We start from the raw sequence: 21,091 nt of genomic DNA, 5'->3' as shown, positions 1-21,091 counted from the left end.
AGACTAATTTAAAAATGCCATTAGGGGATTTGGCCCACGGCTCAATTCATTCTGTCACTCAGTGTCAGTCCAAGAGAACTTGCTGGCTTGTGAAAGTAGCTAAAATTAGGAAAAAGTAGCTAAAATTAGGAAAAAGTAGCTAAAAGTAGCTAGCTGAGTGTCAGGATGTAGGAAGCCAACTTTTTTTGAGAAAAAGACCAATTTTCAGCCTAGTTAAAATTATACTTCATTTTACGTCTTTTACTCAAATCATCTTATCAATTTTGAAGAAAAAATGCCAAAAGTCTGACAGAATTACAACACTGTAAAAAATTTTATCGTTATTTCTAGAACATTTTTTTCACATTTGCTCAAGCAAGCGGCTACCTCGTTTGAATATATAAGTAATAGAAATAAAACGAAATGCAGCTATGTATCGTAGCTAAGTACTAAGATCAACAAAATCGAAAAGATCAAACTTTTTTGAAACCAAGAGGTTCCCATCGCTCATACTGATTTATGAAAACAATGAAAACAAAAAAATCTAGAAAGAATTTACTTCTTTCTAGATCGCCATCATTTCTTATTAAAGTGCGTATCGATACAAGTTTTGATGAAAAAAAATACAAATGAAATGAATAGAAAACTAATTTTTACTCATGATTCTCCCTTTTGATACTCTCACCGTTGGAGTTAATGACTTGCCGATACCACTCAAAGGAATCTTTTTTCTTACGCATATAGGACCCTGTTCCATCATCTTGTTTGTCGACATAGATAAATCCATAGCGTTTTTTCATCTCACCTGTCGTAGCACTGACTAAATCGATCGGCGCCCACGTTAGATAACCGATACAGTCTACCTGATCCTCTTCAACTGACAGCAACAATTGCTCGACATGTCTGTGCAAGTAATCAATGCGATACGCATCGTGAACATGCCCATCTTCTGCGATTTCATCCACTGCACCTAGTCCGTTTTCAGTAATCATGATTGGTAATCCGTATTTTCGATAAGTGTAATTTAACAAATACCGCATGCCAATCGGATCAATCGTCCATCCCCACTTACTGCTTTCCAAATAAGGATTTTGCAGACCGCCAAATAAAGCACTTTTTCCTTCCGATGCACCTTCATATTCTGCGACAGAAGACGCATAGTAATTCATGCCAATAAAATCAATTTTGCCCTCAGCAAACACTTTTTTATCTGACTCAGAGATCACGATTTTTATGCCTTGATCTGCATATTCTTCCAGTTTGTATTGGGGAAACAGACCATTGCACATTGCATCGATCTGATAGAAGTCACGATCCATTTGTTTATAGGCATTTAGAACATTGACGGGATCACAATTTGCTGGATAGACTGGCTCGATACCAAAAACACAGCCAATTTGGAAGTTTTCATCAATTTCATGTCCCATTTTGACAGCAGCACAACTTGCAAGCGTCATATTGTAGCCAATCATGGCTAATGTCTGGGCCTTAGCATCGATTTCAGAGTACTTTAATCCGGCAATGATATAGGTAAAGATATCACTAGCCTCACTTTGAGGATCGATATGGTTCATCTCATTAAATGTGGCCCAGTATCTGACTTTTCCTTTGAATGCTTCAAACATCGTGCGACAAAAGCGCAAATAGAAATCAACGACTTTGCGATTTGTCCATGAACCATATTCTGTCACTAGATGAATCGGCATTTCGAAGTGATAGAGCGTAATGATCGGTTCGATACCATGTTTTAATAGTGTGTCAACGACTCGATGGTAAAAATCGATACCGGCTTGATTTGGTTCTGCTTCGTCCCCTTTTGGATAAATTCTTGACCAATCGATAGAAATCCGTAATGCCTTGAATCCCATTTCTGCAAACAAAGCAATATCTTCTTGATAACGATGATAAAAATCGATGCCTGTATGAGAAGGATAAACCTTGTTAGCAAGAAGTTCTTTATCGATCTCACGAGGCTGTTCATAGCTGCCTACTGTGACATAGTCCATAATAGCTGGGCCTTTGCCATCTTCCTGCCAAGCACCTTCACATTGATGAGCGGCAATGCTGCCGCCCCATAAAAAATCATTTCTTAACTTCATCTGCTCACCTTTTCTATCTTCTTCATTACGGTTTCTATTGCAAGACAATATTTAGTAAATCATCCGACTTTACCAACTGGTTATTGGATGTTGGGATCACATCAAGAAAATCATTCGTATTCGTAATGACCACAATAGTCGTTGGATCATACCCGGCTTCACGAACTTTTTCAAAATCTACTTCACCGATTGGTTGTCCTGTCCTCACACGATCACCTTGCTTCACATTCATCGTAAAATACTTGCCTTCTAACGAAACAGTGTCGATACCAATATGGATCAAGACCTCAACGCCTTGGTCACTGCGAAGACCAATCGCGTGTTTGGTAGGAAAGACTGTTAGCACTTCCCCATCGATTGGCGAATGAATCACATGACTTATAGGTTTGATACCGATTCCTTTCCCTAAAGCACCAGTTGAAAAAGCTTGGTCATTGATTTCATTGAGGGGAACCACTTCTCCTTCCACTACACTTTTTAAAGCAGTAGAACGAATCATTTCAGAAGATACAGGTTGTTCTTTCTCTTTAACCGCCGGTACTTCATCACTTTCTACTGGAATCCCTAACATATAGGCTGCGATAGTCGCACCAATAAAACTGATCGCAACCGCTGCCACCATTAACCAAAGATTCATGAAGTCGCCTTCGCCAATATAGGCAGGTAATCCAAATAATCCCCAAGCAATTGAATAAGCTTTGACACCTGTTAAACCGGCGAACAGTCCCCCTAAACCTCCACCGATCATCACAGCAATAAACGGACGACGGAATTTAACGAATACACCATAGATGGCTGGTTCGGTAACTCCTAAAATGGCGGATAAAGTCACGGTCCCAAATAGTTGTTTTTGTTTCAAGTTGCGAGCACGCAAGAAGTATCCAAGCATTGCTCCGCCGACAGCGATGTCAGAGATTGTACATGATGAGATAAACGCTGGATCATATCCATTCGCTGCAATCAATGAAGCCACAACAGGCATAATGAAATTGCCGGCGCCTAACATAATGATGAATGGCTGTAATGCAGAATAGAGCATCATCACAAACCAGCTACCTATCGTGTCCATCAATAGATTGAAGAAGCCAATGATGCCTTCCCCAATATAAAACCCTAATGGACCAAAAACCAGGAGTGTGGCTGGCAAAGTAATCAGCATGATCACTAAAGGAGACATAAAGTACTGCAAACTTTTAGGAATGACTTTTTTGGCAAACTTTGTTACATAGCCCATGAACCATACTGCTAATAAAATCGGGATAAAGCTATTTGAATAAGTGATCTGTGGTAACCCAATACCAAATAAACTCAATCCCGAAACATTGTTGATCGGTTCAGATAAAATGGTTGCTGCTAAAGCCACTGCTAGATAAGGGCTGGCGCCTAATCGTTTGGCACAGCTCATCGCCATTAAAATAGGTAAGAAATAAAAAACAGCCGACCGTAATGCATCAAAAATTTGATACGTTGAGCTATCTGTCGAAATCAAACCGGTTAATGAAATAATTGAAAGAAATGCGGCTAATAAACCTGCACAGATGATTGGTTCTAAAATGGGATTCATTGATTCCGAAATCACATCTAGCATCGCCTTGATCGGATTTTTCTTCGTTTTTGGCTGGTCTGCTTCGTCTCCTGACATTCCCAGTTGGTCAACTAAATCTTTGTAAACATCGTTTACATGGGTTCCTACGATAATTTGATAAGCAACATTATTGCTTACCACATCAATAACCCCTTCCAGCTCTTGCAATTTTTTTGTATCTGCTTTTGAGCGATCTTTTAAAGTAAAACGAAGACGAGTCATGCAGTGCACAACAGCTTGAATATTGGCTTTTCCGCCAACTAATTTGATGATTTGCTCGTTGAAATCATGGTATTGATTCATGTCATTCTCCTCTTTCTGTTACACGATTGATGTGGATCATTAAGTAGGTGTACTCTTCTTGTGTCAGGTAACTGTTGAACTTTCCTTTGACATAGATCTCAATTTTTTCAACCGCGGCAAATGCTTCCGGATACATTGCTTTCACTTGTTTATAAAGTTGAGACTCATTGTCGGAATAGGTCTGGTTGTTCCGCAATCGTCCGATGAAATACTGGAGATGGGTCACAAGACGCATATAATTCATGCTGTTTTCATCTAAAGTAATCGTAAAATGATATTTGATAATATTCAGCATATCCCGCAACGTTTCCATATCAGCTAATTGTTCATCAAACTTTGCTTTCGTTTCCTGCAAGTTAACAAAATGTAAGGCAATGGCAACGGCTTCATCTTCAGGAAAATCGACTTGAAAGGTTTGATTGATCCTTTCCAAGGCTTCTAACCCAATTTTGTAATAACTGGGATAGAATTTTTTTACCTCCCAAGTCAATGGACTCCTCAAATATTGATCTTTTTTTGCCCGTTTCAATGCAAAGGATAAATGATCTAACAAAGCTAAATAAAGATAATCATTGGCACTTTTGCCGATTTCTTTTTCTCCATATTGTACGAGCTCGTTTACAAGCAGGATCAATTGATCATCGGCGCGAGATAAGAGGTAGCTAAAATGCTCTAATCGATCTTGGCTATCTAAGACAAAGGTCTTCTCTACTTCAGAGTCAGAAATATGTTGGCCAACTTTTTTCTTGAATGCGACTCCTGTTAAGTAGATGATCGACTCATGCCCTCCTCTATCCACTAAGGCAACATTATTATTGATAATCTTTTTAACTTTCATTCGTTTCTCCTTTCCAGAAAAAAGAACTCAGAATAAATATCAAATAAACTTTACAAAAGAAAGTGTACTTGATATATATTCTGAGTTCTGCCTGATCGTCTCAGTAACATAACTCAAGAAACAGCTGCGGCGCTATTTCTCGTTCCTTTTTCTAACTTACAGCCAAAGTATATCAGCTTAAAATGGCACTGTCAACGCTTACTTATAAAATTATTTCTTGCTTGTTCGTTTCAATAGAATAACGAAAAACAACAAAGTAAGTGTTAAATAATTATGTAAAGGACATGACACAACAACAGCATTTTATTATCAAGCAAAGGATCCAACAATATTGATTTCTGCAGAAAAATACTAGCTGCTATTAAAAACATCATCTACTCATATATTTTGAAAGTAGCGATACCTACGCAAAAATATGAATAAATGATGTTTTTGTTTTTCATTATATAAAGCGCATATGGGTTAGTGGGTAATAAACAAAACGGGCATTTCCTAAAATCGCATCTCCAGAAATGGCACCAAATGATCGGCTGTCTTTAGAGGCACGACGATTGTCACCTATCACGAAATAGCTGTCTTTCCCCAGCTTTTCAACGCCCAACAATGACTGTAGATCAAAGTCATTCGTATAAGAGACATTTTCGTGATCATTCTTTCGATTTTTCACTAGGAAATTCTCATCTACCGGCTGATCATTAACATATAGTTGATCATTTTCGTAACGAATGGATTCACCAGGCAATCCAATCACTCGCTTAATATAGGTGGAACCATCCGGCATTTGAAAAACGACGACATCAAATCGCTTGATGGGTGAGATTTTTTCGATCAAAACTATATCCCCCTGTCTTAAGGTACCTTCCATTGAATTTCCGCCTACCGGTACAGGGATCAGCAAGAATGCACGAATCAGGAATGCAGAGGCCAATGCAATAATCGCGTATTTAATGATGAACCAAAAGCGATCGATCCAGATTTTTCTTCGCTGCATGATGTCCCTCCTCTTTTACTTTGTTACTACTTTGATAATAAATCGACAGCTTTCAAATAAGCATGATCTTCTTGTTTTAATTGATCCGTCACAGCTTTCTCAATTGCTTGTGCTGTTTCTGCATTCACTTTCCCTGTCACTTCCAGCTCAGCTTTTTGCTGAACGGCTTGAACGGCTGATACGGTGGTTTGGTCAAATGTATCTCCGGTGGTCCGATAACCTAGTGCAGAAAGAAACTGATTCAACCGATCAACTGCTTCTGAGCTTTGCCCTTCTTTCAATTCTTTGTCTCTTGGTAATGGAGCTAAATAGGCATACTCAGGAAAATCTGCTTGATGATCTGGCATTACACCTTGCTCATTGACCCATTCTTCATTTGGCGTCAGCCACTTCATGACCGTCATCTTTAGCTCACTATTGTCTCCTAATTCTTTTACATTTTGTACAGTTCCTTTACCAAAGGTTTCTGTACCGACAACTGGTATATCTGCGGATTCTTGCAACGCAGCTGCAAAAATTTCTGCGGCCGATGCACTGCCGCCATCAACCAAAACGACAACCGGTTCTGTGACTTTGAATCCTTCATCAAGAGCAGCACTTGCCTTCGTTTCACTTATGACACCACTATCATCTGCAAACTTAACGATCGTTTTTCCATCTTCTAAAAACATGCTAGCCATGATCTGTACTTGATCTAAAAGTCCACCAGGATTTTGCCGGACATCCAGAATAAATGATTTTGCTCCTTTCTTTCTCAGTGACTCAATTCCTTCTTTTAATTCGGAGGCAGTACTTTCACCAAAAGTCGTAATTTCGATTTTCCCGATTTTTTTCTCACTATCAAGGTCTGTATGAACAGTATCCACTGGAATCGTATCTCGTGTAATCGATACGTCAAAGGTCTCTTTTTCCCGTTGGATCGTCAACTTGACTGTGGTCCCTTTTTTGCCACGAATGTTGTTTACGACCTCTGTTAATGACAGGCCTTTCGTTTCTTTCCCATCCACTTTCAAAATACGATCGTTTAGACGCAAACCGTTTTTCTCAGCTGGGGAGTTCTTGATAGGGGCTTGTGCCACTTCTGGATAGTCGTTGACAAGGGTAAGGGTGGCGCCAATTCCTTCAAAACTGCTTGATAAAGACTGATCCAATTCATTGGCTGCTGATTCACTAAGATACGTTGTATAAGGATCACCTAATGCATCGGTCATTCCTTTTAATGCCCCTTCGACCAAGACATCCTCATCTACTTCTTGGTAATAATTGGCACGAATTTGGTCAAAAAGCGTTTGAACTTTTTCCAGTTCATTTGATGTCGCCACTGTGGGCTGATTCTGTGGGGATTGTGTTGCAGCCGTACTTTTTTGCCAAATGTAGACACCGCCTCCCGAGAGGATCGCGACACAAATCAGTGAGATCACATAACGGTGAAAAGAAACATTTTTCATAGAAAGACACCTTTCTGTCCATTAATTTTTTAGCCTCTAGTGTAAAAAGAGAGGAAGTTTCCACTCCACTCTCTCTTATTTATTATCCTCCACATACTGTTCCCAAATACGATCAAAAATATCCATAGAAGGCAAATAATCGACGTTCAATTCTAAATAAGAAGAAACTTCATCATAATCGTCGGTATGTTTTGGGAATTGAATATCATGACTTGCATGTGTCGCAAAGATCTGTGCCTCATCAGTATGACTAGGCCCTTTGATGGCCATTAAATAAGTATAAAAACTTTTACGCATGCGTATTCTCCCAGTGATCCTCAAGAAAAGCTGCTCGTCTCGCATGATTGCGAGCAAAATTTTCAGGATGCTTTTTGTAGTATTCTTGATGCTCTTCTTCTGCCAAATAAAAAGGTTGTGCAGGTTCGATACTCGTTACGATTGGGGCATTAAAGCGACCCGATGCTTGCAAAGCGGCTTTGCTTGCTTCTGCTTTTTGTTTTTGTTCCTCATTGAAATAGAAGATGACTGGTCGGTAATTGTCTCCTCGATCTTCAAACTGCCCAAAAGCATCCGTGGGATCCGTCTGTTGCCAATAAATAGTCAATAATTCCTCAAAACTGATTTTTTCTGGATCAAAAATGATCTCAACAGCCTCTGTATGACCGGTTTTATGACTTTTTACTTCCTCGTAGGTCGGGTCAACCGTGTGTCCAGCCGTATACCCGGAAAAGATGGACTGTACTCCTTCTAACTCATCAAAAGGCTGAATCATACACCAGAAACACCCTCCCGCAAAAATTGCTCGTTCCATTATTTGTCCTCCGTTTCTGCTGGCAGATAGAGACTCATTTGGATCTCATCATCTACTAGATTGATTTTATTCGCTTTGATAAACAAGCCGTTTTGCATGCGGAATTGATCCAAGCGAATCAAAATAATTTGTTCATCCGCATTGACCTCGATCCACTCTGGAAACTTGAAGCTGCGCTTGATCATTTTTAACACTTCACTGGTCGGCAGATCTAAAGTACCAATTGATAAACTTTTGGCTTTTAACTGAACATTGCCTTCTTCGGTGACATAAGGATCAAAGTATAAGTAAAATGTGATTGGAAAGTTCAGCACTTTAAATTGACCTGTCAGTAGTGCCTCATTTCTCAACTCGAAATTGTATTTTACTTCTTGATCTTTCTGAAAATCAGTTAAATAGAAATCGATCAATTGATTGACTTGACTCTTATTACTGTTGATGGTCAAAACAGGATTACCGTCTCGTTTGACTAGTTCTGCACTTTCTGAGATCCCAGATTCACGTTGTTGAAACACCCGTGAAGCAAAAAAGACAGTTGTTCCCAACAGAATGCCTACTAAAACTAGAAAAGCAATTTTCCAGTAATTCATTTTTTTGATTGGACTTTTTTTATCCACATCATTAGTTTCTTGTTTCATTATTTTTCCTCCTTCATCAGCCAAACATTTTGGGTTTTGATTAATTCATCACGAACAGCATTCGCCATTAGCTGATACCCTAGATTGTTTGGATGGAAACGATCCCCATCATACAGTACATTGTTGGTCACTTTTGTTCCCCCAGTTTCTGAAGTACCGGTCATACCATTGGTGGTGGAAGTTGTGGTATCCGAAGTTTCTGCTGATCCTGAAGCGCCTGCTTCAGAAGAATCCGTATCTGCGATCCCTACTTCGTCACTTAGCCCTTGGTACAGCAAATCATTGATTGGGATAAAATAAGCATTGTGCTGTTTTTTGACAAATGTTTCTGTTGCTTTGTTCCAATTATCAATAATCGTTTGCATATCAGTAATTTCTGGAAAATTTAAATAAAAAGGATTATATATCCCTAACACATAAATGGGTGCTGTTTCATTCAGTTGACGAATCTGCTCAAACATCTCTACTAATCGTTCTTGATAGTCGGCCATTGGTTTGGTAAAAGAATCGACACTCAAACCAAAAAAATTAGTTTGAATCACTTTTAATACATCATTCCCGCCGACGGTCAATGTAATCAAGTCAGCCTTCTTTAGGTCACTGCGCAATTCTTTGTCTTTGTTCACTCGTTTCAGGATTTGATCGCTGCGCTCTCCAGCAATTCCATAGTTCGTCGTCACAACATTTGCTAAATGATACCGATCTTGCAAATCGGCTGCAACGATGGGCACAAATCCTCCTTGTTGCGTCTCATCACCGACTCCTTCAGTCAGCGAATCGCCTAAGGCCATGTAATTGATCACATTTTTGGTCTTTCCCTCTTCTGCCGTTCTCGCAACTGGTGTGAGCAATGGTTGCGCTTTTGGAATCAAAAAATGACCGAGCATTCCAGTACCTAAAGCTACGATCAATACAACTGAAAGATAAATTGCTACTTTTTTCCACTTCACGGATCTTCAATCTCCTAACCTATAATCTAAGCTATTTTATCAAAATTCTCATTAAATTCATAGTCGAAATGTTTTGATTGACGAGAAACTCAATCAACGAAGAGCAGCGAAGCATGAAGCAATTTCTACCCATCTGCTTGATTCGGGTCCCGCTTCATCAACTGCTCGGCTACTCATTGTTTCGTCTGCAGTTGCTTCTAAACTTACATTAAAAAGAATGTAAAAGTCATTTTTCGAGTGACAACCATAATGATTCTTTTCAAGGTCGCGCTCGCTTGGCTCGCCGTTGCTCATCATCTGCTCTGTCACTCTTCGTGTGCCAGTCTTTGTGATTCTTTTCAAGGTCACGCTCGTTTGGCTCGCCGTTGCTCACCATCAATTCTGTCTTGCTTCGCAAGCCAATCATTGTGATTCGCAGCAAAAAGCGATTCGTGTTTACGAATCGCTTGGATACTGTCATTAAAATTATTCGGTGTAATACGTAATGGCGAATGCGCCTTTGCCGGTATGGGTAGCGATGATTGGGGTGGTATGAAGTAGTGGAATATTCATTTCTGGGAAGAGTTGTTGCAATTCTTTTTTGAATTGTTCTGTGATCTCTAACCCCTCTGCATGAGAGATCCCTATTTGTTTCACATTCGGCATGCGTTTCAATTCGTCTTTCAATTCTTCAAACCACTTATTAAATGTTTTTACACCGCGTCCTTTTACGATTGGAATCAATTCTGAATGGTCGAAATCCATAATCACTTTCATATTTAATAAACTGGATAATAACCCTTTGGCACGACTGATTCGACCGCCTTTTACCAGATTTTCTAATGTAGAGACACCAATAAATAATTTGGTATTTTCTCGAACTTTGTCAACTTCCGGCAAAACTTCAGCTAATGTCTTACCTTCTTGTGCTAATTGAGCTGCCCGAATCACTTGGAACGACAATGCTTGATCTGTCGTATCACTATCGATCACTGTCACATTTGCTTTCGACAAATTACTTGCTTGTCTGGCAGCTTCGACAGTTCCACTCAGACCCTTTGTCATATGTATCGATAAAACGTCACTACCATCTTTTCCTAATTCATCGAACAGTTCCACAAAATGGCCAATCGGTGGTTGGCTCGTTTTTGGAAGTTCTTTTGCTTGTGCCATCATTTGCATGAATCGTTCTCCGGGCAATGAATCATCATCTGGATAAACCATCCCATCGATCATTACAGATAACGGAACTACATGGATATTCAATTGGTCTCGAACGGTTGGCTCCATCGTACAGGAGGAATCCGTTACAACTTTAAGCTTTGCCATCATACATTCACTCTCTCTTTAAATCAAGTCTCTTTTCGTGGTAAAATAACCATAGACCATTTATAATCAGTATAACAGAGAGAAAAAATTTTTTCATCTTATTTAAATTCGAAGGGAAGGTGCTTGATGGATCATATGAAATTTACACGACGCTACTTGATTCTGAATGAGGTACTCAATGCGGTGACCCATGGTATCGGATTTGGATTAAGTATAGCTGGACTCGTTATTCTTTTGATTAAAGGGGCTCGATTAGATTCCCCTATTCACATCATTTCCTATGCGATTTATGGCTCTATGATGATTTTGTTATTCTTATTCTCTACGCTCTTCCATAGTTTGATGTTCACACGAGCAAAAAAAGTTTTCCAAGTCTTTGATCACGCCTCGATTTTTTTATTGATCGCAGGCAGTTATACGCCGTTTTGCTTGCTGAGTATTCAAGGTTGGTTGGGCTGGACACTTTTCATTTTGATTTGGTTGTTAGCCATCAGCGGGATCGTTTATAAGTCACTCACACTGCATAAAAAAGAGACGGTTTCAAAAATATCCACACTAATTTATATTATTATGGGCTGGCTCTGCGTGATTGCATTTAAACCATTGATTGCTTCGCTGGGTTTTTGGGGTACCTTTCTGTTAGCAAGCGGTGGTGTCTCTTATACCGTCGGCGCATTATTCTACAGTATCAAATCCGTACGCTTCATGCATGTGGTTTGGCATTTGTTTGTTATGCTCGGAGCTGGACTTATGTATTTTTCCGTTCTTTGGTTTACATGATCCAACCCACTTTTACTTAAATAAGGCAGCTGCTACAACCATATGTTGTAACAGCTGCCTTATTTATTTTTTCTGCTTACTATAAAACTCAAACCGGTGCGGATAGATGTTCTTTTCATCCACTACGCCTTCTATGACTTTATCCAAATGCCAGTTTGACCAATCGATCTCAGGAAAGTAGACATCTCCGGTAAATGTCTCGTCGATCACTGTTCGATACAACTGATCGCAATCTTCGATCATCGATTCGAAAACTCCAGAACCCCCAGTTAGAAACACAGGATGATCTTGCTGTGCAGTATAATCCAAGACTTCTTGTCGATCATGCATAACTAATACGCCTTCTGCTTCATATGCTGTGTCACTGGTCAAAACGATTGTTGTTCGATTTGGCAATGCTTTTTTCTTCATGCCCTCAAACGTTTTTCGCCCCATAATGAGCGAATTTCCAGTAGTTTGTTCTTTGAAGAATTTCAGATCGTTTGGCAAATGCCATGGCAATGTGCCGTTTTCTCCAATCAAACCATTTTTGTCTTGTGCCCAAAGTGCAATCAACATGTTTCAAAACTCCCTTTCTAGATAAAGTGAATCTGCAATAGCCGCTGCAATCTGCAGCCTTCTCATTAATTGATAAGCAGGCTGTGCTTGCAGATGATCGGTATTTTTTTCTTTATAACACAAGCCTTCGCACGCTTGATAAAAAATATGCCCTCCATGATGCTTCACTTTGGTTGGCCATTCGCCATCTGTCCATCTTGAAGAATCTGCGGATACTAGTAAAGGAATCAATTCCGCAGAAAACAAGACACTGCCGGCGGTAATATCAAGACCTTTGATATGAAAAACTTCCGCTGCAATTTCATTGACCAGCTTTTCCGTCCGCTGCCAAGCAGTTGGATGGCTTAGGAAGGCTTTCTTTGTACGTCCTAATATACAGAAAGTGTTCGTAGGAAATGGCTGACAGCTCAAAGCTGACAGTTCATCTGGGTATTCCTCACACCAAGTGATCAAACGATCAAAATCACATAATTGAAAGGAAGCGAGTTGCGGAAATGTCTTTCCAGCGCGTGCCACAGCTTGTCGACGTGCTGGACCAGCACCGACTGCTGGCAATTCAAAGAGATAGATCTGGGGCGGCAGCTGCCATAAATACCGCTTGATTTCAGGTTTCGTTACTTCAGAAACTGCTAAAATGACTTGCGAAAAATAAGAACGAAGGATCGTAATTGTTTTTTCTACATCTGATAATGAAATGGTATCTTTTGACGTAATATGCAGCGTTGCGACGATTCCCCGCTGTAAATCGTTTATCATCTATCTTCTCACTCCCAACTGTAATAAGTTAGACAGCGATCGGTGCCTTGATCGTGGGATGCGGATCATAGCCTTCAATCGTGATATCTCCCATCTCAAAGTCAAAAATCGATTGTTTCTCAGGATTTAAGTGCAACGTAGGTGCAGAACGAATTGTTCGGGAAAGCTGCTCTTTCATTTGTTCCATATGATTGCTATACAGATGGGCATCCCCTAAAGTATGGATAAATTCGCCGACTTGGAGTCCTGTCTCGTGAGCGATCAAGTGAGTCAATAACGCATAGCTAGCAATATTGAAAGGCACACCCAAAAAAACATCGGCACTTCGTTGATAAAGCTGACAACTTAGTCGACCTTCATGAACATAAAACTGAAACATGGTATGGCAAGGAGGCAGCGCCATCGTCGGCACATCTTCTGGATTCCATGCGGAAACAATCAAGCGCCGAGAATCTGGCGTTGTTTTGATCATTTCAATCACTTCTTTGATCTGATCAATAAATTCCCCTTTAGTAGTTTCCCAATGACGCCATTGATACCCGTAAACATGACCTAGATCACCAAATTTTTCTGCAAATGCTTCGTCATTTAAAATACGTTCACAAAATTTTTGCAATTCCTCTTGATAGCTGGCATTGAATTCTTCATCAATTAATGAGCGACGGCCAAAATCAGTCATATCAGGACCTGTATAGTCCTCACTTTTAATATACCGCTCAAAAGCCCATTCATCCCAAATGTGATTCTTATGTTGCAGTAAGAATCGAATATTGGTATCTCCTTTAAGAAACCAGAGTAACTCGCTTTTGATCAGACCAAAAGGTACGCGCTTGGTTGTCAATAATGGAAATCCTTGAGAGAGGTCAAATCGCATTTGATGACCAAAAATACTTTTGGTTCCAGTCCCTGTGCGATCCCCTTTGACATTTCCCGTTTCTAAAATTTTTTTCCCTAAGTCAAGATATGCTTGTTCCATAATGGGCCTCCTTATTAGTCGTCTGAAAACTCGCTTAAATATTCCCAGCGTGTCATTTTTTCTTCTAACAATTGTTCTGTTTCTGTAACTTCTGCTTGGAGCTGCTGTAATTTCGTAAAGTCATCCCCCTGCTGATTCATCGCTTCAGTTAGTGCGTCGACTCGTTCTTCTAACAGAGCAATCTCATCTTCGATCGTTGCCCATTCTTTTTGTTCCATGTAGCTTAGTTTCTTTTTGACTGGCTTTTCGGAAACAAATTTGCTTTGTAGCCCTTTGTCAGGTTGTGAGGCTGCAGTTTTCTTTGTGCCCTGTTTCGTTGCTGCCTTTTGTAAATATTCGTTTATCGAACCATAGAAGCGAACAATTTGCGCATTGCCTTCAAAAATAAGTAATTTTTCAGCAACTTTATCTAAAAAGTAACGGTCATGAGAAACTGTAATTACGGCACCAGGAAATGATTCAAGATAGTTCTCCAAAACAGTTAATGTATCAATATCCAAATCATTCGTTGGCTCATCCAACAATAGAACATTTGGTTGACCAATCAATAATTTCAATAAGAATAGGCGGCGTTTTTCACCACCAGATAATTTACCGATCTTTGTTCCATGCATGAAACGGGGGAACAAAAATTGTTCCAGCATTTCCGCTACACTGACATGGGCACCATCTGTTTTTTCTACTTCTTCTGCTGCCTCTTGTAAATAAGCAATCATTCGCTGTTCCGGATCCATCGTCTCATTGGTTTGCGTATAATAAGCTAATTTGACGGTTGAGCCAATAATCCGTGTTCCTGAATCTAATGAGAGACGTCCCGCCAACACATTCAGCAAGGTTGATTTACCTGCACCATTCTCACCAGTAATGCCTAAACGTTCTCGCGACTGAATCAATAAATCAAATTGAGATAGAATTGGTTTGCCTTCAATTGCATAACTACCTTCTTTGATTTCCAGCACTTGCTTACCTAAACGTGAGGTCGCAACATCAATCTGCACTTCTCCATTCCGCTTGACTTGGTTCATATTCTCTTTCAAATCGTCGAAACGATCAATTCGCGCTTGTTGCTTAGTCGTTCTCGCTTTGGCGCCTGTCCGAATCCATGCCAGCTCGTGCTTATATAACTGTTGCCGTTTTTCTTCTTGGGTTTCTTCAATACGTTCTCTTTCTGCTCTGGCTAATAAATAGTCCTCATAATTTCCTTGATATTCATAAAGTTTACCAAAAGAGAGTTCAAACACGCGATTGGCTACCCGGTCAAGAAAATAGCGATCATGAGTGACCATCATCAGTGCGCCGCGATAGTTTTTCAAATAGCCTTCTAGCCATTGGATAGCTTCATAGTCAAGATGGTTCGTCGGCTCATCCAACAATAGTAAATCCGGTTCATCGATCAACACTTGCGCTAACCCCACCCGTTTTTTTTGCCCACCTGAAAGTTCATTGACTGGTTGTTTTAAATCTGAAATCCCTAATTTCTGCAAAATAATTTTTGCCGTTGTATCCGTATTCCAAGCATCTGTTTTATTCATAGCTTCTTCTGCTCTGCTGTAGGCAGCTTGCACTGTAGGATCTGAGCCATTTTGTTCCAGCTGAATCAAAGCTTTCTCATAGTCACGAACGGTTTTGATTAATGGACTTGTTCCTTGGAAGACCGCATCAACAACCGATAATTCTTCTTTTAATTGACTTTCTTGCGCCAAAAAGCCGATTCGATAATCTTGTGGTTTAAAAACAGAGGGACGGTCGCCATCTCCGGCTTCAATTCCAGCCAAGATCGTCAGTAAACTTGATTTGCCTGTCCCATTGACACCAATCAAGCCAATCCGGTCTTTCTCATGTATCAGAAAAGAAAGCTGATCAAATAATGTTTTATCGCCGTAAGTTTTTGTAAGCTCACTTACTTTTAATTCTTTCACAGAATCCCTCCTGAGATCTATTTTTCTTCGCCCATTGTACCACATAAGCATGACAGGGTCTTTAAGAAAAAAGAAAAAAACAACCGCTCCATCTCAAACCTGAGACGAAGAAGTTGTTGTTTTATCTACGAAACATTCGCTGTTTCGGCTGTTCATCTGCGCGAGCCATCGCATAAGATTCCAAGAGATTTACGTTGCGTCGATATTCGTTTGCAGAGATTGTTGGAATTTTTTCGGCTACCTCATATTCATCGATCGTTTTTCGTTCTAAATAATAGCCTCGTAAAACTTTTTTGACAAAAATCGGTTCTTGTTCAATCATGATGGTCTCAATGAAGTTATTATGCTCAAAACGCTTTAAGCTCATTTCCCTTTGACGTATAAAGAAGTTGATCAAAGATGAATCGTAGACATCTTCTAAGTTGCTTAAACTATGAAAAATATAATCACTGTTTTTGATATAGATTTTTTGTACTTCTGATATATCTCTTTGTTTCAATGCATCCTTCAGCTGCTGCTGGCGCTGCCAAAACAGCTTGGGATGAAAAATGATCCGTACAAAACGTTGAATGATCAAAAGCCAAAAACTGAAAAAAGACAAGAACTGTTTTGCTAACGAATGCTGCTGCTGCGAAATGAACCGGGAATAAAAGCGATACCCATTGGAGCTAACCTCACCTTTTCGGTAGGCTTCATCCAAACCATCCTGTTCAATGGATAGAATCAATCCTTGAATTTCCTGTATCTCTTGCTTTTCAGAATCAGTTAAACTATTGCGATACAATTCCCAGCGTCGATTTTCATAAGTATTGATTACTGCATCTGTCGCTAAGCGCTCTTTGGCATCCGTAGTTTCTTTCTCTTCTTCTTCCAAGATCTGGATGACTTCTTCTAAAATCAGCAACTGATTGAAATCAACAGATTCGGCAGCTTCACCATCTGCCAAATAGGGCAAGACAAGTACACTGATCACTAAAGTCGCTAAGATGACACAAGCCGTCAAAAATAAGAGCAAACTGCGGGCTTCAAATTGGTCACCGTTGATCGTTACAGGCAAGATAAAAATTGCCGCTAAGCTGACCGTTCCTTTGACCCCTCCAAAGGTCAACAAAGCTACTTGCTTCAAGTCCACGATTTTTTTTGATTGTAAAAACTGATAATAAAAAAGAAGGAATAAGAAACGAATGAAGAAGATAACGAGTGTTACTACTACGATGGTCAAGACTAAATGACCATTTGCATAAGAATTGCTTTCCCAAATGGGTGAAAATACTTGCGAAAGTTCAATCCCTAAAAATAAAAAAACAAGGGCGTTCAACGTAAATACAATTGTTGACCACGTACTTTCAGAGATATTGGCTAGTTCCGCATCGAACAAAGAGACTCGTCGTCTTCTTTGTGCTTGCGCTACACCGGCAACAACTGCCGCAATGATACCAGATACTCCAACCATTTCTGCAATCAAGTAGGCTGCAAAAGGCAATAGTAGTTCGATCAACAGATAAACAGTGACATCTTGGGCAGATATTTTTTCAATAAAGCGAATGATCCGCCGTTTTAACCAAACGATCAAGTAACCAATCAAGCCGCCGCCAATACTCGAAAAAAGCAATTGAAAGCCAGCCCCCATAACAGAAAAGCTACCAGTGACTAAAGCAACGATAGCAAATTGGAGCGCTGTTACCCCGGAAGCATCATTCAAAAGACCTTCGCCTTCTAAAATATGCATGATGTTCTTGGAAATTTTTAAGCGTTTCGCTAAAGATGAGACGGCTACCGCATCTGTTGGTCCTAAGGCAGCGCCAAAAGCATAACAAGCAGCCAAAGGAATCGATGGCATCAGCCAATGCAGTGTCGTTCCCACTGCAAATAAGGTCAGCAAAACACCGCCAAAGGCCAGAAACAAAACGATCTTACTGTTCTTCAAGATTTCCGGAACATCGGCTCGTTCTCCTTCTCGAAACAATAGCGGTCCAATGATCATCACTAGAAACATCTCTGGTTCAAATGCGATTTCTTGTCCCATTTCAGTCAATCCTAGCAGAATGCCTAAGATAATCTGAATGAAGAAAATCGGTACTGATGGCAGTATTTTGCTGACAATATTTGAAAAGGTCACGAGGATCGCGATGATGATGATAAGTTCAATAAATTCCATCCATTATCCTCTTTTCTTTCGAATTGCGATTAATAACTCAAGAAAATGTTCTTTTTTCATGAGAATCTTATGATCGAGCTGATTCAACTCCTTTTCATTTTTTTCGATTTCACATTGAATCCGTCTTGATTCTAGACGAAATAATTCATGTTTCATGCGTTCAAATTTGCGAAACAGCAATGGATTCTTCCGTTGCAAATATTCGCGGATTTCTTTTTTTTCTGCTGGTGAGAACTCCCCTAGGCGTTCCATCAATTCTTGTTTCGTTAAACATTGCTTCGTCATGATAGCCCCCTGCAATTCTAGTCAATTATAATAGAAGTCAGTTAAAATGAAAAATGATTGAAACCAATCCTGCTTTTTCATTTCTTGTTGACCGAGAGTATTCTATGCCATTCAACCAAAAATAGCAAGACCCACTTACTAAAAAAGAGGTTTCTCTCCGAATTATTGATAATCTCTTAATAATTCCGATAGAAAGTATTTTGCTATAAAAAAAGTTGATGAACCGTCCTTCACTGATTTGGAAAATCATCAGCGAACGAACCGTTCATCAACTCCCTCTTACTCATTCAACGATTATGCCTTGCTTATTTCATATATAAATCATAGTAAGCATCCATGATTTCTTTCACGATTTTTACGTTTGGATGCGAAGTAGTTGAAGATTTAACCTGTGGTAAAACCACTGCAACTGCTATATCTGCATCATCACTTGGTCCATAAGCAACAATATTTAGGTTGACCAGATTGATGGTTTTGCCATTTTCATCGACAATCGGTGTCTCCGCAGTACCCGTTTTCGCAGAAAGTTCCATTTTAGCAGAAGCTAGTCCTGTTGCTGTAGCCCAAGCATCTGTTCCATGAACGGCATCATAAAATCCATTTTGAATGATTTTCATCTGATCAGTAGTTAAACCAACTTCGTTCAAAACGGTAGGTTCTACCGCTGATTTCAAGCTTCCTAAACCACCGGTTTCATCATTCCCATAGATACCCGAAACGATATGTGGCTGCAATCGTTGGCCGCCATTGGCCACAGTTGCTGCATATTGAGCCAATTGTAATGTCGTATAGGTATCAAACTGTCCGAAGGCTAAGTCCAGGATCTTACCGCCATCACTGACCGTATCTAATTTGTCGACAGGTGTGCTGATCCCTGTTGCTTCGCCAGGAAGATCGATCCCTGTTTTCGTCCCCATCCCAAAAGAGGCAAAGGCTGTACGCAGCTTACTGTAGGCTTCTGTTTGACGATCAACTGTTGGAATTGAAATTCCAGGCTGATACTCAATGCCCATCAAGCGTAAAGCAACCTGCATCATGTAGGAGTTGGAAGAAACTTCTAAGGCTTGTTCAGCTGACAAATTGCGATTGTTTGCTCCTGTCGGGTTAAAGATCGAAGCTTTGACATCAGAGCCGATGCGGATTGGTTGGTCATATAAGACTTCATTCCCATTCAAGACACCATTTTCCCAACCAGCTGCTAACGTACCACCTTTGACTACAGACCCTGGAACAAAAGCATTGATGAAGGTTCCGATTGCATTCTCTTGCAATTTGCTTGATTCTGCCTCATGTTGATAACCTGACATTGCCAAAATCCCGCCAGTTTTAGGATTGATCGCAACAGCATAGACTCCAGGCGAGTATTCTGCAGCTCCTGAATCCATCAAAGACTTAAAGTTATCTTGTAAGATTTCATCAACTTCTTTTTGGAACTTGGCATCTAGCGTCAGTACAAGATTATCTCCCTTAGAGCCCGCATAGATTTCTTTTTGGCTTTCAATATTATTGCTATTGTCTAATGTGATTTGAGACTTTGATTTTGATCCTTGAAGGACTTCTTCATATTGCTTCTCTAAATAGCTTCGTCCTACACGATCATTACGAGCATACCCTTTCGCTAGATATTCATCCAAGTTTTCTTCAGGGATCCCTTGTTCTTCTGTTGTCACAGTTCCGATCAAACTTGCCAATGAACTGCCTTCAACAATTTTTCTAGTCCAGTCTGTGCCGGTCGAAACTCCGGGAAGTTCGGTCATATTCTCAGCCACAATTGCTAGTTCTTCATCAGATACATCAGAATTTTTTAAATAAACAGTGCTTAAAGATTGTGCACTATTCATTCGTTTAAAAATGGAAGCTACTTTTAACTGATCATCATTAAAGGCAATATCCTCATCCGTTACTTTATCGACAGTTGCCGCATACTGTTCAGAAGCCCCGAGCGCTTTTTGCTTGGAACTTAATTGATCTTGCGCTTTCTTCAAATTTTCAGGATCTGCCAACCAAAAATCTTTCAGGTCCCGCTCTGTCAGATTCTTATCGATTGGAATATCGATCAATGTAGCTAGTTTTTGTGCAGTCTTCAATAAATCTTCAGCTGTCATCTTATTTCCTCTTGTAAAGGTAATGGCTGCATTGGCTTGATTTTTGACAAGCGGTTTGCCAGATGCATCATAAATCATTCCTCGTGGAGAGCTGCCATTGACTTCTACCACGGATGAAGCTTTCAATTGCTTCTCAATATTATCACCATTCACGATTTGTAAATAACCTAATTGCACGATCAACGCAACAAAAAGACCAAAAATCACAAAAAAGAGAAAATTCAATCGAAAGGGAACATGGGATTTGCGATAAGATTTTGTCTTAGGCTCCTCAGGCCCTTTTCGTATATTCTTAATGACTTTATCTTTTAGATTCTTCATCTCTTCTATCCTCTCATTACAAACTGCTTACCGTCTTATTTTACCAAAAATTTTCAATATAAACAGAAGAAATCAAAATTATCCAAGTATCCTTAGAGAAAATTATAAGAATTCGTTCTCATCCACTGTAATGTTTCACAGTTACGCAAAAAGATTTTTTTGTTGAGAAAAAATCTGCTACACTTTAAGCTTTCTTAATCTTTTCCAATTTTAATCCCGTGAAACACATTTTTCTAACTTCCATCTGTGGAAAAGTAAAAAGCAAACGATCAATGACCGTTTG

19 protein-coding genes are annotated in these 21,091 nt (G+C 39.8%); 1 reads left to right on the top strand and 18 read right to left on the bottom strand.

The genetic code is table 11. The features are described from left to right. Nucleotides 1-632 precede the first annotated feature (632 nt). From FE005_RS10420 to FE005_RS10370, 11 genes are all read right to left on the bottom strand, one after another. The gene (locus FE005_RS10420; protein ID WP_103299913.1) at nucleotides 633-2,078 is read right to left on the bottom strand and encodes a family 1 glycosylhydrolase; all 1,446 of its coding nucleotides are present in this window, start codon (nucleotides 2,076-2,078) and stop codon (nucleotides 633-635) included. Between the two features lie 34 nt (nucleotides 2,079-2,112). Beyond that, entirely contained in the window at nucleotides 2,113-3,966 is a 1,854-nt protein-coding gene (locus FE005_RS10415) for a PTS beta-glucoside transporter subunit IIBCA (protein WP_138371743.1), read from the bottom strand. Nucleotide 3,967: 1 nt separating this feature from the next. After that, a complete protein-coding gene (locus FE005_RS10410) occupies nucleotides 3,968-4,804 on the bottom strand; it encodes a PRD domain-containing protein (RefSeq protein WP_138371742.1) in 837 nt (278 codons plus the stop codon). Between the two features lie 442 nt (nucleotides 4,805-5,246). Continuing rightward, nucleotides 5,247-5,795, bottom strand: a complete 549-nt coding sequence (lepB, locus tag FE005_RS10405) for a signal peptidase I (RefSeq protein ID WP_138371741.1) — start codon at nucleotides 5,793-5,795, stop codon at nucleotides 5,247-5,249. Between the two features lie 26 nt (nucleotides 5,796-5,821). Further along, complete coding sequence (locus tag FE005_RS10400; protein ID WP_138371740.1) at nucleotides 5,822-7,243, bottom strand: S41 family peptidase; 1,422 nt, start codon at nucleotides 7,241-7,243, stop codon at nucleotides 5,822-5,824. A 75-nt stretch (nucleotides 7,244-7,318) separates the two neighbouring features. Beyond that, on the bottom strand, nucleotides 7,319-7,540 hold the full coding sequence (locus FE005_RS10395; protein WP_003126967.1) for a YozE family protein: 222 nt from the start codon (nucleotides 7,538-7,540) through the stop codon (nucleotides 7,319-7,321). Then, nucleotides 7,533-8,054, bottom strand: coding sequence for a peptide-methionine (S)-S-oxide reductase MsrA (gene msrA / locus FE005_RS10390; protein ID WP_003126966.1), 522 nt, complete (start codon nucleotides 8,052-8,054; stop codon nucleotides 7,533-7,535). The genes FE005_RS10395 and msrA overlap by 8 nt, the downstream gene beginning before the upstream one ends. Beyond that, nucleotides 8,054-8,692, bottom strand: coding sequence for a YpmS family protein (locus FE005_RS10385; protein ID WP_005472266.1), 639 nt, complete (start codon nucleotides 8,690-8,692; stop codon nucleotides 8,054-8,056). Before FE005_RS10385 ends, msrA begins: the two co-directional genes overlap by 1 nt. Then, on the bottom strand, nucleotides 8,692-9,621 hold the full coding sequence (locus FE005_RS10380; protein WP_285603985.1) for an SGNH/GDSL hydrolase family protein: 930 nt from the start codon (nucleotides 9,619-9,621) through the stop codon (nucleotides 8,692-8,694). Before FE005_RS10380 ends, FE005_RS10385 begins: the two co-directional genes overlap by 1 nt. A 280-nt stretch (nucleotides 9,622-9,901) precedes the next feature. Continuing rightward, the gene (locus tag FE005_RS16855; protein WP_175413544.1) at nucleotides 9,902-10,102 is read right to left on the bottom strand and encodes a hypothetical protein; all 201 of its coding nucleotides are present in this window, start codon (nucleotides 10,100-10,102) and stop codon (nucleotides 9,902-9,904) included. 5 nt (nucleotides 10,103-10,107) lie between these two features. Further along, nucleotides 10,108-10,950 (bottom strand): DegV family protein, encoded by an 843-nt coding sequence (locus FE005_RS10370; protein ID WP_034704768.1) that lies wholly within the window; start codon nucleotides 10,948-10,950, stop codon nucleotides 10,108-10,110. A gap of 126 nt (nucleotides 10,951-11,076) precedes the next feature. Here FE005_RS10370 and FE005_RS10365 point away from each other — a divergent pair, with 126 nt between their 5' ends. Further along, a complete protein-coding gene (locus tag FE005_RS10365; protein ID WP_113849906.1) occupies nucleotides 11,077-11,730 on the top strand; it encodes a hemolysin III family protein in 654 nt (217 codons plus the stop codon). A gap of 63 nt (nucleotides 11,731-11,793) precedes the next feature. On the opposite strand, the gene FE005_RS10360 is transcribed toward FE005_RS10365, so the two are convergent. The 7 genes from FE005_RS10360 to FE005_RS10330 form a co-directional block, all read right to left on the bottom strand. Beyond that, entirely contained in the window at nucleotides 11,794-12,288 is a 495-nt protein-coding gene (locus tag FE005_RS10360; protein ID WP_003126959.1) for a dihydrofolate reductase, read from the bottom strand. Between the two features lie 3 nt (nucleotides 12,289-12,291). Then, nucleotides 12,292-13,044 (bottom strand): hypothetical protein, encoded by a 753-nt coding sequence (locus FE005_RS10355; protein WP_138371738.1) that lies wholly within the window; start codon nucleotides 13,042-13,044, stop codon nucleotides 12,292-12,294. A 28-nt stretch (nucleotides 13,045-13,072) separates the two neighbouring features. Further along, nucleotides 13,073-14,020, bottom strand: coding sequence for a thymidylate synthase (locus FE005_RS10350; protein ID WP_003126957.1), 948 nt, complete (start codon nucleotides 14,018-14,020; stop codon nucleotides 13,073-13,075). 14 nt (nucleotides 14,021-14,034) lie between these two features. Beyond that, nucleotides 14,035-15,939: an ABC-F family ATP-binding cassette domain-containing protein gene (locus tag FE005_RS10345; protein WP_138371737.1), complete on the bottom strand. Its 1,905-nt coding sequence runs from the start codon at nucleotides 15,937-15,939 to the stop codon at nucleotides 14,035-14,037. 121 nt (nucleotides 15,940-16,060) lie between these two features. Continuing rightward, complete coding sequence (locus tag FE005_RS10340; RefSeq protein WP_029486972.1) at nucleotides 16,061-18,097, bottom strand: sodium:proton antiporter; 2,037 nt, start codon at nucleotides 18,095-18,097, stop codon at nucleotides 16,061-16,063. A gap of 3 nt (nucleotides 18,098-18,100) precedes the next feature. After that, complete coding sequence (locus FE005_RS10335; RefSeq protein ID WP_003126954.1) at nucleotides 18,101-18,382, bottom strand: hypothetical protein; 282 nt, start codon at nucleotides 18,380-18,382, stop codon at nucleotides 18,101-18,103. Between the two features lie 305 nt (nucleotides 18,383-18,687). Then, the gene (locus FE005_RS10330; protein WP_081131318.1) at nucleotides 18,688-20,808 is read right to left on the bottom strand and encodes a penicillin-binding protein 2; all 2,121 of its coding nucleotides are present in this window, start codon (nucleotides 20,806-20,808) and stop codon (nucleotides 18,688-18,690) included. Nucleotides 20,809-21,091: the final 283 nt, after the last annotated feature.

Source organism: Enterococcus sp. M190262 (genome assembly GCF_005843965.1).
GTDB lineage: Bacteria > Bacillota > Bacilli > Lactobacillales > Enterococcaceae > Enterococcus_D > Enterococcus_D gallinarum.
The sequence above is the reverse complement of the archived record's forward strand: the minus strand, read 5'-3'. Positions and strand labels throughout refer to the sequence as shown.

What these genes read in the sequence shown, in the direction of transcription:
- FE005_RS10420 (WP_103299913.1), bottom strand. Translation starts at nt 2,078, where the DNA reads ATGAAGTTAAGAAATGATTTTTTATGGGGCGGCAGCATTGCCGCTCAT.
- FE005_RS10415 (WP_138371743.1), bottom strand. Translation starts at nt 3,966, where the DNA reads ATGAATCAATACCATGATTTCAACGAGCAAATCATCAAATTAGTTGGC.
- FE005_RS10410 (WP_138371742.1), bottom strand. Translation starts at nt 4,804, where the DNA reads ATGAAAGTTAAAAAGATTATCAATAATAATGTTGCCTTAGTGGATAGA.
- lepB (WP_138371741.1), bottom strand. Translation starts at nt 5,795, where the DNA reads ATGCAGCGAAGAAAAATCTGGATCGATCGCTTTTGGTTCATCATTAAA.
- FE005_RS10400 (WP_138371740.1), bottom strand. Translation starts at nt 7,243, where the DNA reads ATGAAAAATGTTTCTTTTCACCGTTATGTGATCTCACTGATTTGTGTC.
- FE005_RS10395 (WP_003126967.1), bottom strand. Translation starts at nt 7,540, where the DNA reads ATGCGTAAAAGTTTTTATACTTATTTAATGGCCATCAAAGGGCCTAGT.
- msrA (WP_003126966.1), bottom strand. Translation starts at nt 8,054, where the DNA reads ATGGAACGAGCAATTTTTGCGGGAGGGTGTTTCTGGTGTATGATTCAG.
- FE005_RS10385 (WP_005472266.1), bottom strand. Translation starts at nt 8,692, where the DNA reads ATGAAACAAGAAACTAATGATGTGGATAAAAAAAGTCCAATCAAAAAA.
- FE005_RS16855 (WP_175413544.1), bottom strand. Translation starts at nt 10,102, where the DNA reads ATGACAGTATCCAAGCGATTCGTAAACACGAATCGCTTTTTGCTGCGA.
- FE005_RS10370 (WP_034704768.1), bottom strand. Translation starts at nt 10,950, where the DNA reads ATGGCAAAGCTTAAAGTTGTAACGGATTCCTCCTGTACGATGGAGCCA.
- FE005_RS10365 (WP_113849906.1), top strand. Translation starts at nt 11,077, where the DNA reads ATGGATCATATGAAATTTACACGACGCTACTTGATTCTGAATGAGGTA.
- FE005_RS10360 (WP_003126959.1), bottom strand. Translation starts at nt 12,288, where the DNA reads ATGTTGATTGCACTTTGGGCACAAGACAAAAATGGTTTGATTGGAGAA.
- FE005_RS10355 (WP_138371738.1), bottom strand. Translation starts at nt 13,044, where the DNA reads ATGATAAACGATTTACAGCGGGGAATCGTCGCAACGCTGCATATTACG.
- FE005_RS10350 (WP_003126957.1), bottom strand. Translation starts at nt 14,020, where the DNA reads ATGGAACAAGCATATCTTGACTTAGGGAAAAAAATTTTAGAAACGGGA.
- FE005_RS10340 (WP_029486972.1), bottom strand. Translation starts at nt 18,097, where the DNA reads ATGGAATTTATTGAACTTATCATCATCATCGCGATCCTCGTGACCTTT.
- FE005_RS10335 (WP_003126954.1), bottom strand. Translation starts at nt 18,382, where the DNA reads ATGACGAAGCAATGTTTAACGAAACAAGAATTGATGGAACGCCTAGGG.
- FE005_RS10330 (WP_081131318.1), bottom strand. Translation starts at nt 20,808, where the DNA reads ATGAAGAATCTAAAAGATAAAGTCATTAAGAATATACGAAAAGGGCCT.